Genomic DNA, 12,811 nt, shown 5'->3' with positions numbered 1-12,811 from the left:
GGGCTGATTTCTAAGAATAAGACAGGTAGGTACAGCTGACAAAATGAGAGCCTGTTATTTAACAGAATAGCCCAATATATCGAGTTTGTTGTGCGTTTTTTAGAGGTATATACTTAATTAGTACGGCTGTTTATTTTTTGGAAGGATAGAGGTGAATGTATGAGTGATGCAAAAATCGAAGTCCGGAATGTAACGAAGGTCTTCGGAAAAGCTCCTCAGCATGGAGTAAAATTACTGAATGAAGGCATGACCAAAAAGCAAATTCTCGAAAAAACCGGAATGACGGTTGGGGTCAATAAAGCAAGCTTTGAAGTCAAAGCTGGAGAGATATTTGTCATTATGGGCTTATCGGGGAGTGGTAAATCCACATTAGTCCGAATGTTCAATCGATTAATCGACCCGACAGATGGTCAAGTGTTGATTGATGGACAGGACATTGTAAAAATGAAGCCCAATGAGTTAAGAGAAGTTCGTCGTTCGAAAATAAGTATGGTTTTTCAGCGCTTTGCACTATTTCCACATCGTACGGTCTTAAGTAATACAGAATACGGTCTTGAAGTTAAAGGTGCTGATAAAAAGAAACAGCGGGAAAAGGCGATCGAATCCTTAAAATTAGTTGGTCTAGAAGGCTATGAAAATAGTTATCCAAGCGAGCTTAGCGGTGGAATGCAGCAACGTGTTGGGTTAGCCCGTGCCTTAGCTAATGACCCTGATGTTTTATTAATGGACGAGGCGTTTAGTGCGCTTGACCCTTTAATTCGAAAAGACATGCAAAACGAATTGCTTGAACTACAAGAGAAGATGGAAAAAACAATCATCTTTATTACTCACGATTTAGATGAGGCGTTACGCATTGGTGATCGAATTGCCCTTATGAAGGACGGTTCCATCGTTCAGGTGGGCACGCCAGAAGAAATCTTAATGAATCCAGCGAATGATTATGTTGAACGGTTTGTGGAGGACGTAGACTTATCTAAGGTTTTAACAGCAGCACATGTGATGAAACGTCCAGAAGTGATTCACTCAGACCGAGGTGTAAGAGTGGCTTTACAGATTATGAAGGATGCAAAGATTTCGAGTCTTTATGTTGTGGATAAAAAACAAGTACTTGTTGGTGCCATCACAGCAGAAGATGCTTCGGATGCACTAAAAAGCGGTAAAACAATTAAAGATATTATGGTTCACGACATCCAAACGGTCACACCAGATACTTTGATTGCGGATATGTTTGAACAAGTAGCAACAGCCTCGTTACCGATAGCGGTGGTAGATGAACAAAATCGCTTAAAGGGTATTGTTGTACGAGGTGCTGTTTTAGCAGCACTTGCAGGCGATGATATTCAACTAAACGGAAATGAGGTGAAGTAATTGTCAATACCGAAAATACCCTTAGGAGATTGGGTAGATACCTTTGTTGATCTCCTTCAAGATAAATTAGAGCCCTTTTTCGATCTTATTACAGATGGAATTGGGGGATTTGTAGAATTTATTGTCTGGATTTTATCATCTATTCCTCCAGCACTTCTCATCATTATATTCGCCGCTATTACCCTATGGGTAAGTAAATGGACAAATGCGCTTTTTACAGCCATTGGTCTTCTATTAATCTATAACCTCGGATATTGGGATGGAACCATCGATACATTAGCTCTCGTGTTAACATCCGTTGTAATTTCCATCATTATAGGTGTTCCGATTGGGATATGGATTTCCCAAAATGATACTGCCAAAAATATCATGACTCCAATATTAGACTTCATGCAGACGATGCCTGCCTTTGTCTATTTGATTCCGGCGATTTTATTTTTCGGAATTGGAATGGTACCAGGGATTATTGCGTCCGTTATCTTTGCGATGCCGCCAACGATTCGTCTTACGAACTTAGGGATTCGTCAAGTTCCGGAGGACTTAATTGAAGCGGCGAACGCATTTGGTTCAACAACGAATCAGAAATTATTAAAAGTACAGCTACCATTGGCAACACCAACGATTATGGCAGGGGTTAACCAAAGTGTTATGTTATCACTTTCTATGGTCGTAATGGCTGCACTTGTCGGAGCACCAGGACTTGGTGCCGATGTCTATCGTGCTGTCACACAAATTAAAGTAGGTGTTGGTTTTGAAGCTGGTTTGGCTATTGTTATTTTAGCGATTGTGTTAGACCGGTTTTCTCAAAATATAGGAATGAAAAAACGAAAGTAGGGGGAGATTTTTTGTTAAAGAAAAAGCTTTTATGGTCAATCGTTCTAGTAATTACTATGGTGTTAGCTGCTTGTAGTGGAAGTGGCAAGAGTAATGGAGAAGAAGCTTCGGGTTCTATCGGTGAGGAAGTCGATTATAAAATTATTGGGATTGAACCTGGTGCAGGTATCATGCAAGCAACTGATACGGCATTAAAAGAATATGAAAATTTAGCAGATTGGGAGGTAGTAGAGTCATCTTCTGCTGCCATGGCTTCTGAACTTCAAAAGGCTTATGAGGATGAAGAACCAATCATCGTAACTGGATGGACGCCACACTGGAAGTTCGCTAAATTTGATTTGAAATACTTAGAGGATCCAAAAGGGGTCTACGGTGAAGCTGAAGTTATTCAAACACTTGTACGTCAAGGCTTAAAGGATGAACAGCCAAATGCTTATACAGTTTTGGATCAATTTTTCTGGACGCCAGATGATATGGCACAAGTGATGGTTGAGATTCAAGATGGTGCTGATCCAGTTGAAGCTGCATCTGCTTGGGTTGAAGACAACAGTGACAAAGTGGCAGAGTGGACTTCAGGTGCCGAAAAGGTCGATGGTGAAAAAATTAAACTTGCTTACGTAGCGTGGGATTCAGAAATTGCCAGTACGAATGTAGTTGCAAAAGTGTTAGAAAGCATTGGCTATGAAGTAGAATTACTTCAACTGGATGCAGGTCCGATGTTTGCTGCCATCGCTGAAGGGGATGCAGATGGAATGGTAGCTGCTTGGTTGCCAGGAACTCATGCAGCTTATATGGAAGAGTATGGTGACAAGGTTGAGGATCTTGGTCCTAACTTAGAAGGAGCTAAAATCGGATTAGTTGTTCCAGCTTATATGGACGTAGATTCAATTGAAGATTTAAAATAATTATGGAGTGGTGCCAAGATTTCGATCTAGGCACCATTTTTGTTATAGATTTTTTTACCAGTGGGACAATAACCATGACGTTCGATTTAAGGAGGCTCCCACATGGAAAAAGGAATGTACTACGGTGACGATTATAAATTCATACCGGCAACTTCAATTGGGAGTGGGGTAGGGATACAAGTATTACCTGATATTTATAGCTATACAATTCAAATTGTCAATATTGTTCTAGTCGGAGATACGCAGGATTTTGTTTTAGTTGATGCAGGAATGCCTGGTTCTGCTGAAGAAATCATTTCGGTAATTGAAGAGCGATTTGGGGAAGGAAGTCGACCAAAAGCGATTATTTTAACGCATGGGCATTTTGATCATGTAGGAGCAATCATTGAGCTACTGGAGCATTGGGATGTTCCAGTATATGCCCATGAATTAGAAATTCCTTTTTTAACAGGAAAACAGAGTTACCCAGAACCAGATCCGACTGTCGAAGGTGGAATGGTTGCGAAAATGTCACCTTTGTTTCCAAATGAACCGATTGATTTAGGCGATCAGATTCATAAGCTCCCAGTTGATGGAACAGTTCCGAGTATGCCTGGATTTAAGTGGTTACTTACGCCAGGGCATACCCCAGGCCATGTTTCATTTTTTAGGGAATCGGATAGGGCTTTAATTGTGGGGGATGCTTTTGTGACGGTCAAACAAGAATACTTATACAAAGTGCTGACACAAGAACAGGAAATAAGTGGTCCGCCACGGTATTTAACGACAGATTGGCAAGCTGCCGAGGAATCTGTAACAAAATTAAGGGATTTACACCCTTCCGTAGCAGTCACAGGGCATGGATTACCGATGTCAGGCGACCTATTAACGGATAACCTAGAGTTATTAGTTCGTGAATTTAATACGATTGCGGTCCCCCGTTATGGAAAGTATGTGGACGGAGAATTACATTAGAGGAAAAAAAGAGGCGAATATGTTCGCCTCCTCCTAAAATTAATTTGTTTTAACAACAAGCGCCTCAAGTCGCTTAAACTCATCGGTTTTACTAAGTATTATTTCTTGTTTCAATGAAGTAAGTGCACTCTCCACTAAGAAATGGCGTGGTTCTTTCTCATCAACGAGCTCATCATAAATGAAATCAAGAAGCTCCGCATATTTTCTCGCCTCTGAATTACGTTCGAGTAATTTTTTCAGCGCAAGAATGATAGTATGTAATTCTTGCTGAAAGGCTTTTTTATGATTACTTCCTTCTGGAGCCCAAGAATCTAAAAGTTCAGGACGAAGAAGTTGTTCACCAGACTCAGCAACCTCATCAACTATTTTCACTAAGCGGTTCACGCTATAGCGAACGACCTTGTACAGCGTACTTGGAGATTTTTCAGCGACAAAATTATATTTGTAATTATGGTTTAAAATTCCAAAAAAAGTAATGGCACAATCCAACAAATAGGGTTTTTTCTCCTCTCCAAAAATAGATAAGAATCTTCCGTAAGCCCATCTCAATACCCTCAGGTGACTTTTTCGAATGAATTGTTTCAGTTCATCATCATTTAAAATCATCACTTCTTCAAAGAGAGTATATAAATTATTCGTACGGTTAAATTCTAATTGGAGCTCGAGTTGTTTGATGAACACTTCGATATCGGTAGGATCCTTTCCAATTAGCAATTCGTCTCGTTCAGTTTCAATTTGTTGATAAAGAGATTTAATTAAGGCGATTAATAATTCATTTTTAGAAGAAAAATAATTATAAAATGTTCCTTTGGCAATCCCGCTATAATCTAAAATATCTTGAATCGATGTGGCCTGAAACCCTTTTTCTATAAACAATTGATGGGCCATTTTAATTACTTTTTGTTTTCTGTCCTTCACAATTCATCACCTATTTGCATGGATTTCCTTCGTTTTAAAAAAAGAAAGCGCTCTAATTAGACTGCTAGTATAACTATGATATTACATGTTTTTCTTGTTCTACTCAAATTAAACAGTAATAGGAAATCTTTTAATTGCAATTCATGAACTGCTGGTATATGATATGTCTTATGTGAAATAACAGTACAATAATATAGACTGTGCGTCTAACAGGGGGTATGACTATGGAACAATCTTTGAAAAAGACGGATCGTCCACCTTATGGAATTATCGCTGTCTTAATGATTGGAGCATTTATTGCTTTTTTAAACAATACATTATTAAATATCGCTTTACCGTCAATTATGGTGGAATTAGAAATCGAGGCAGCAACAGTCCAGTGGTTAACGACTGGATTTATGCTTGTTAACGGGATATTAATTCCAGCGACAGCCTTTTTAATCGAAAAATATTCGGTTCGCAGACTTTTCTTAGTGGCGATGGGATTATTTACGATCGGTACAGTTGTTGCCGGCATGGCACATGATTTTCCAGTACTATTAACTGGACGTATGTTACAGGCCTCTGGTTCAGCAATTATGATGCCACTCTTAATGAACGTAATGCTTGTAAGCTTCCCCGTAGAAAAAAGGGGAGCAGCAATGGGTGTGTTCGGCTTAATTTTAATGGCTGCTCCAGCAATTGGACCAACATTGTCCGGTTGGATTATTGAACATTATGATTGGAGAATGTTATTCCATTTTGTAACACCGATTGCAGTCGTAATATTCCTCATCGGATTCTTTTTACTTAAAGACAAGAAGGAAAAAGTTAATATCAGTCTTGATTTCTTTTCGCTTATCCTATCAAGCATAGGATTTGGTGGAATATTGTATGGATTTAGCTCAGCTGGTAGCAAAGGTTGGGACAGCCCGCATGTATATATTACAATTCCTGTGGGAGTCATTTGTCTAGTTTGGTTCATTCTTCGTCAATCCAAACTAGAAAGACCAATGCTTAATTTCCAAGTATTTAAGTATCCAATGTTTGCTTTGTCGTCTTCCATTGCGATGGTAGTGAATATGGCAATGTTTGCAGGTATGTTGTTGGTTCCGATTTATGTTCAAACGCTAAGAGGAATTTCTCCACTCGATGCAGGATTGTTAATGTTACCAGGGGCACTCGCAATGGCATTAATGTCACCAATCAATGGTAGACTATTCGATAAAGTCGGAGGACGTATTTTAGCGGTAATTGGGTTAGTGATTATGGTTGTTACAACATATTTATTTAGTAATTTAACCCTTGATTTAAGCTATACACATTTAATGCTACTACATGCGGTTCGTATGTTTGGTATGTCCATGGTAATGATGCCTGTTTCGACAAATGGATTAAATCAGTTACCACGAAGACTTTATCCACATGGTACTGCGATGAATAATACATTAAACCAAGTTTCTGGTGCGATTGGTACAGCACTTTTAGTGACCATCATGTCAAATCGTACAGAAACACATGCTACTGAAATGGCAAAATCTTTGACCGCTCCACCAACAGAAGCTGCAATGGCACAACTTAAGGCGCAAGCAATGCTTGAAGGAATCAATGATGCATTCTTTGTTGCTTCTATTATTGCTGCTGTAGCACTCGTTCTTGCTTTCTTTATTAAACGATCAACTCCGGCAGAAGATCCTATTCAAGAAAAACCGAAAGCACAAGTAAATACAAAATTAGCAGAGAATTAATGAGGAGGGGGACCCATCCCCTTCTTTTTTGTATTGAAAAAATTTTTTCTTGAAAAATTCTTAAAAATGGTTTTTGATATAATAAATCAATTCTACATAAGAGGGTGCTTTGAATGACGAAGAAGTTTGAAACGATGTTACTACATAGTGTAAAAAAGAGTGAACAGCCGATCAAAAGTAAGGTGACACCAATTTATCAAACTTCTGCATTTACGTTTGCCGATCTAGATGAATTAGAAGGCTACTATCAAGGCGAAGGAAATTACTTGTATTCACGTACAGGAAATCCCAACCCTGATGAACTAGGGAAAGCAGTTGCTGCAATTGAAGGAGCACCAGAGGGCATTGCCACATCATCTGGATTATCAGCGATTTTAGCAGGAGTTCTTGCTGCTGTTAAAAGTGGAGATCACATCGTGGCTGCAGATGACTTATATGGTGGAAGTTTTCATTTATTAAAAGCAGAGCTCCATGATTTAGGTATTGAAACAACGTTTGTTTCCTTTTCCGACCTTTCATTAGTGGAAAAAGAAATCCAGTCAAATACAAAGTTACTTTATACAGAATCAATTACGAATCCGTTTTTGAGAGTGGAGGATTTAGAATCTGTCGTTGCTTTAGCAAAACAATATGATTTGCTGACACTTGTCGATAATACGTTTGCAACGCCATATCATAGTAATCCATATTTACTAGGAGTGGACATGGTTGTTCATAGTGCAACAAAATATATTGGTGGACATAGTGATGTGACTTCTGGTGTGTTGGTTGGTAGAGAAGATTTACTAACGAAGGCAAGAGCTAAAGTTGTTAATTTAGGGGCGAATGTTAGTCCGTTTGAAGCATGGTTAACATGTCGTGGTCTAAAAACATTGGCGCTACGGATGAAGAGTCAATCATCTAACGCAAGAAAATTAGCAGATGCTTTAAGAGAAAATAATTATATCTCGAAGACCTATTATCCATTTCAAGAAGCAGAAGAAGGATATGGAGCAATGGTCACCATTGAGCTAGGTCAACAAGTTGATGTGAATCAGTTTTTCAAATCACTTTCATGGGTAAAAATTGCCCCAACTCTAGCAGGTGTAGAAACGACGGTATCTCATCCGTTAAAAACATCTCATCGTGCTTTACCGAAGGAAGCACAAGAGGCTTTAGGAATCACAAACAATGTCGTTCGTATCTCTGTTGGAATTGAGCATGCGGATGATATTATTCAAGTATTTGAAGAGGCAATTGAAGGTTCGTTATTATAAAATAGGCTCTGTTAGTGGATGTTCCTACTTAAACGGAAAAATTCCGTTTATTTTAAATAAATGATGGTTATTAGGTGAAATAGACGGAGATTTTCCGCTAAATGACCTAAAAAGCTTTAAAATCATGAAATATGTATAGCTTAACAGGAAAAATTCCGTTTATTTATAGGGAAATGGGTAAATTTTTTGATTTAGCCGGAAATTTTACGCTTATTTTTCAATAAAATAAAAAAACTAAAAGGCGTACCGAGCTGGGTACGCTTTTTAATCTTGGCGAGAACGGCTATGATTTGAAAAAGCTATACGTCTTAAAGTTCCACTGCTAAAATCAGAGATGTTTTTATTATTTAATCTTTCTCTTAGTGTGCTTTTGCTCATATTTACTGGATGATGTGATTTCGGGTCCATTCAGAAATCCCTCCTTTGTGATAGTGTGCACTCTATAGTTAAAATTAATTGACGAACCCCAAAGTTTTTGAATATAATAAAAGTAAGTTAATAGTTCTCCTAAAGGGGAGTAGCTTTTACAGCAAAGTCGTCATTTCAGAGACCTTTGTCTCTCGGCTTTGTTGGCAACAATTTGCAACCAAGTTGTAAATATTATCGTTGTTAGCAAGACCTTTACCATTGGTAAAGGTCTTTTTTGTATTTTTGAAGTCCTTACCAAATCGGTTAGGGCTTTTTCCTTTTTAGAGGACCTGATTAGCTAGAGAAAGAACAAAGAACTATTTGAAAAAAGAGGAGGAAAAGAACGTTGGATTTATCAATTTTAATGGAGTATGGTTGGGTATTGTTATTATTAGTAGCACTAGAAGGACTATTAGCAGCAGATAATGCATTAGTGCTGGCTATTATGGTCAAGCATCTTCCAGAAGAGGAGCGGAAAAAGGCATTATTTTATGGCTTAGTTGGAGCATTCATCTTCCGATTTGGCTCTCTATTTGTCATTTCTTATCTTGTGGATGTTTGGGAGGTACAGGCTATAGGTGCTCTTTACTTATTGTTTATTGCCATCAATCATATTGTGAGGAAGGTTGTTTTTAAGGATAAACAACAGGAAAAAGAGGAGAACGAAAAGCCAAAAGGGGGACTTTGGGCAACTGTTTTTAAAGTAGAACTAGCTGATATTGCCTTTGCGGTTGATTCGATTCTTGCAGCTGTGGCCCTAGCAATGACTCTTCCGAATACCAATCTTCCGACTATTGGAGGTATGGATGGAGGAAAGTTTCTCGTTATTTTTGCCGGAGGTTTAATCGGGGTTGTCATTATGAGATTTGCTGCAAACTTCTTTGTTAAATTGCTGCACTCAAAACCAGGGCTCGAAATTGCTGCTTTTACCATTGTTGGCTGGGTAGGGGTAAAGCTTGTCATATTAACATTAGGACATCCAGAAGTGGCGATCATACCGCATGATTTTGCTCATTCTACCACATGGAAAATCATCTTCTATACAGTATTGATTGGGATAGCTGTTGTAGGTTGGTTTTCTAGCAAAGATAAAGCTGTTGTAGAAAGCAAAGAAGCATAATTGAGACTATAAAGTTCATACTCACTTGGAAGTTCGGGCATAGTAATATCATGAACTCGTGACACTAGCTAAGTGGGTGAATTTCTTGGGTTTTGAAATTATGGTTCTTGTTATTCTCATTATTGTAAATGCCTTTTTTGCAGCCTCAGAAATGGCACTCGTTTCGATAAATGATAATAAAATGAGGCTGTTAGCGGATGGAGGAAATAAGAAAGCGCAGGTGGTTCAGAATCTATTGTCTGAACCTAGTCGCTTTTTGGCAACGATTCAAATTGGAATCACTTTGTCAGGATTTCTTGCTAGTGCTTTTACGGCGAGAAGCTTTGCAGGTGTATTGACTGAGGCCATTAGTCAATTGAATTTGCCAATTGAAAAAGGTGTATTAGAGATGCTTTCTACTGCTATTATGACCTTAATTTTGTCGTATTTTACTCTTGTTATAGGGGAATTGGTTCCGAAAAGACTAGCAATTCAAAAGGCTGAAGAAATATCTTTTCTGGTGGCAAGTCCGATATCTTTGTTATCTAAATTTACTGCCCCGTTTGTGAAGCTCTTGACTCTTTCAACCAACTTAATAGTTCGGTTATTTGGCATTGATCCTCATATGGAAGAGGAGAATGTGACAGAAGAGGAAATTCGAATGATGGTCGATGTGGGCCAAGAAAGAGGGACCATTCAGGAAACAGAGAAAGTAATGATTAACAATATTTTTGAATTCGATAATAAAACCGTTTCAGATATTATGACCCATCGAATGAATATTGTAGCGATTCCTGTCGATACGAATTTTCAAGAAGCAGTTCATATAGCTAATGTGGAGAAGTATACGCGAATTCCTGTATACGAAGAAAATATCGATCGCATCGTAGGCATTTTACATGTGAAAGATCTATTCTATTTTATCGAAAATGGAGATAGAGATGCGTTTGAACTGCGAGAATTAATTCGTGAGCCTTATTATGTACTCGAGTCAACTCGAATCGATCATGTATTTAAGGATATGCAAAAAAATAAGAGTCACGTTGCTATTGCGATTGATGAATATGGTGGAACCGACGGAATCGTCACAATGGAAGATATCCTCGAAGAGATTGTCGGGAATATTTTTGATGAATACGATGAACCTGAGCTAGACATCGACGATATTGAGCAGATTAACGAAAATAAATATATGATCGCTGGTACGACAGATTTGGATGATGTGGAGGATTTATTGAAGGTTGAGTTTCCGACGGATGATTATGATACATTAAGCGGCTTTATCATTGGCCAGTTGGGATATATTCCGGATCCAGAGGAGAAGCCACAAGTCGAATACGAAAATTCTCTATTTGAAATTGAAGAGGTAAATGATCGTAGGATTGTAAAGGTTAAAGTAACAGTGCTAGAGAATGAAGAAGAAGAACAGGAAAAATGATTTCTGTTCTTTTTTAAATTTTATTGACCATTGTTCAATAAATGAATATAATTTAATTAAACAGTGGTCAATAAGGAGGATATTATGTCACCGCGAAAATCGGTCCACCAAGAGCTAACAAGAGATATGATAATGGATGCAGCAAGAGTTTTGTTCTCCGAAAGAGGATATGAGCATGTATCGATGAGGCAAATTGCCAAAGAGCTAGGATATAGCCATGGAGCCATTTATTATCATTTTAAAAATAAGGCAGAATTATTTTTCGCCTTAGTTGAAAGTCATTTCCAAATGCTGAATAACATCCTAGAAGAAATTATGGAACAAGAACTAGACAATAGAGAAAAGCTTAAGCAAATTTTTATCGGATATATTAAATTTGGGCTCACGTATCAAAGCCACTACGAGATCATGTTCCTCATTAAAGATGACGAAGTGAAATGTTTTATTCAAGAAGAGCCTAATACCACCTATGAAAACTTTGCTAAAAATGTCCATTTGTTATGTGGAAAAAAGGTTTCGATTCAGGAGATTTGGTCGATTTTTCTATCGTTACATGGTTTTGTTACGCATTATTGTAGACAGGTAGATGGTTTCGAGGAAGTAAGTGGCTTAGCTGAGATGCATGCGGATTTCCTAATGGGGTGTATTCTTTAAGACTGTTTTTTCTGTGAAAAAACTTGTTGTTAAAATCCTAAGGCCGATTTTAACGTACAAATAATAATATTGTACTTTCTATTTTGTGTGCAGGCTCTTTTCTCACTATTTATCCCCTAGAGAGTAATAATTTTCATTAAATTTTTATTTTACTAAATTACAGCAAAGTCTGAGAAAAGAGCCTTCTACTAAGATCGATTCATTAATTTTTTTAGGTTTAATTGACCATTGGTTAATAAAAAGGAGGAATAGAAATGAAAAAGGCACTTGTGTTAGGAGCTTCAGGTGGAATGGGTTATTCAATTGTGAAGGAATTATCTAAACGGGGGATTCAAGTTACGGCATTTGCACGAACAAAGTCAAAGTTAGATAAGCTGTTCAAAAATGATACAAATGTGACCACTTTTCAGGGAGATATTTTTCAAGGTCAAGATATTAAAGATGCAGCTAAAGGTGCCGATGTCATTTTCCAAGCAGCGAACATTCCTTATCCAGAGTGGGAAAAGAAGCTAGAAACGTTTATGGGGAATATTTTAACGGCTGCACAAGTAAGTGGGGCTAGCCTCGCAATTGTTGATAATATTTATGCGTATGGTAGAAGTGATGGAAGGAAGGTCCAAGAGGATTTTCCGAAAAATCCACATACGAAAAAAGGTCGGATTCGTCTCAATGTTGAAGATCTTGTAAAAAATTCGGACGTGAAAGCACTTATTGCTCACTTTCCTGATTTTTATGGTCCAAATGCTGAAAACAGCATTCTTCATTTTACACTTCAGGGAGTAGTGAAGAATAAGAGAGCCATGTTTGTAGGAAATCAACAAATAAAACGAGAATTTATATTTACTCCTGATGGGGCAAAAGCTATTGTGAATTTAGCATTAAATGAAAATGCATATGGACAGAACTGGAATATCCCAGGGATTGGTGTTATTTCAGGAAAAGAGCTTGTGAAGATAATTAGGGACACGGACAATTACGAAAAAGGTGTGTCCACAATTACGAAGAACATGATTCGTTTCCTTGGCATTTTTGACCCGATCATGCGTGAAGTCGTTGAAATGTTTTATCTTAATGAAGAACCTGTCGTGCTAGATGGAAACAAGTATGAACAATTTATTGGAGAGTTGCCACGTACATCATACAGAGAAGGATTAAAACAAACGTTGGATTATATGAAGAATATTGGGTAGAAATTTTATAGGAGTAACATGTGCTTAGGAGAGGTAAAAGAGTATGTCCGTTACTCCTAA

General features: G+C 37.9%; 12 protein-coding genes. 10 read left to right on the top strand and 2 right to left on the bottom strand.

Annotation, left to right across the window (positions count from 1 at the left end):
* The first annotated feature begins 159 nt into the window (after nucleotides 1–159).
* From proV to FA727_RS14090, 4 genes are all read left to right on the top strand, one after another.
* On the top strand, nucleotides 160–1,368 hold the full coding sequence (proV, locus tag FA727_RS14105; protein WP_136831887.1) for a glycine betaine/L-proline ABC transporter ATP-binding protein ProV: 1,209 nt from the start codon (nucleotides 160–162) through the stop codon (nucleotides 1,366–1,368).
* On the top strand, nucleotides 1,369–2,202 hold the full coding sequence (locus FA727_RS14100) for an ABC transporter permease (RefSeq protein WP_136831885.1): 834 nt from the start codon (nucleotides 1,369–1,371) through the stop codon (nucleotides 2,200–2,202).
* Between the two features lie 11 nt (nucleotides 2,203–2,213).
* Nucleotides 2,214–3,107, top strand: a complete 894-nt coding sequence (locus tag FA727_RS14095; protein WP_136831883.1) for a glycine betaine ABC transporter substrate-binding protein — start codon at nucleotides 2,214–2,216, stop codon at nucleotides 3,105–3,107.
* Nucleotides 3,108–3,209: 102 nt separating this feature from the next.
* A complete protein-coding gene (locus tag FA727_RS14090; RefSeq protein WP_136831881.1) occupies nucleotides 3,210–4,061 on the top strand; it encodes an MBL fold metallo-hydrolase in 852 nt (283 codons plus the stop codon).
* A 39-nt stretch (nucleotides 4,062–4,100) separates the two neighbouring features.
* On the opposite strand, the gene FA727_RS14085 is transcribed toward FA727_RS14090, so the two are convergent.
* Complete coding sequence (locus FA727_RS14085; protein WP_136831879.1) at nucleotides 4,101–4,979, bottom strand: TetR/AcrR family transcriptional regulator; 879 nt, start codon at nucleotides 4,977–4,979, stop codon at nucleotides 4,101–4,103.
* Between the two features lie 224 nt (nucleotides 4,980–5,203).
* Between FA727_RS14085 and FA727_RS14080 the strand changes: the two genes are divergently transcribed.
* A complete protein-coding gene (locus FA727_RS14080; protein ID WP_136831877.1) occupies nucleotides 5,204–6,706 on the top strand; it encodes a DHA2 family efflux MFS transporter permease subunit in 1,503 nt (500 codons plus the stop codon).
* 113 nt (nucleotides 6,707–6,819) lie between these two features.
* Nucleotides 6,820–7,962: a trans-sulfuration enzyme family protein gene (locus tag FA727_RS14075; protein ID WP_136831875.1), complete on the top strand. Its 1,143-nt coding sequence runs from the start codon at nucleotides 6,820–6,822 to the stop codon at nucleotides 7,960–7,962.
* 264 nt (nucleotides 7,963–8,226) lie between these two features.
* On the opposite strand, the gene FA727_RS24070 is transcribed toward FA727_RS14075, so the two are convergent.
* Entirely contained in the window at nucleotides 8,227–8,370 is a 144-nt protein-coding gene (locus tag FA727_RS24070; RefSeq protein WP_158318875.1) for a hypothetical protein, read from the bottom strand.
* A gap of 346 nt (nucleotides 8,371–8,716) precedes the next feature.
* Between FA727_RS24070 and FA727_RS14070 the strand changes: the two genes are divergently transcribed.
* From FA727_RS14070 to FA727_RS14055, 4 genes are all read left to right on the top strand, one after another.
* On the top strand, nucleotides 8,717–9,490 hold the full coding sequence (locus FA727_RS14070) for a TerC family protein (protein WP_136831873.1): 774 nt from the start codon (nucleotides 8,717–8,719) through the stop codon (nucleotides 9,488–9,490).
* A gap of 85 nt (nucleotides 9,491–9,575) precedes the next feature.
* Entirely contained in the window at nucleotides 9,576–10,907 is a 1,332-nt protein-coding gene (locus FA727_RS14065; RefSeq protein ID WP_194138534.1) for a hemolysin family protein, read from the top strand.
* A gap of 84 nt (nucleotides 10,908–10,991) precedes the next feature.
* Nucleotides 10,992–11,561 (top strand): TetR/AcrR family transcriptional regulator, encoded by a 570-nt coding sequence (locus FA727_RS14060; protein WP_136831871.1) that lies wholly within the window; start codon nucleotides 10,992–10,994, stop codon nucleotides 11,559–11,561.
* A 254-nt stretch (nucleotides 11,562–11,815) separates the two neighbouring features.
* Entirely contained in the window at nucleotides 11,816–12,751 is a 936-nt protein-coding gene (locus FA727_RS14055; RefSeq protein ID WP_136831869.1) for an SDR family NAD(P)-dependent oxidoreductase, read from the top strand.
* The last annotated feature ends 60 nt before the right edge of the window (nucleotides 12,752–12,811 follow it).

The sequence above is a fragment of the Robertmurraya kyonggiensis genome (genome assembly GCF_005116465.1).
Classification (GTDB): Bacteria; Bacillota; Bacilli; order Bacillales; family Cytobacillaceae; genus Robertmurraya; species Robertmurraya kyonggiensis.
Note: the sequence above shows the minus strand (reverse complement) of the source record. Positions and strands in the feature narration are given on the sequence as shown.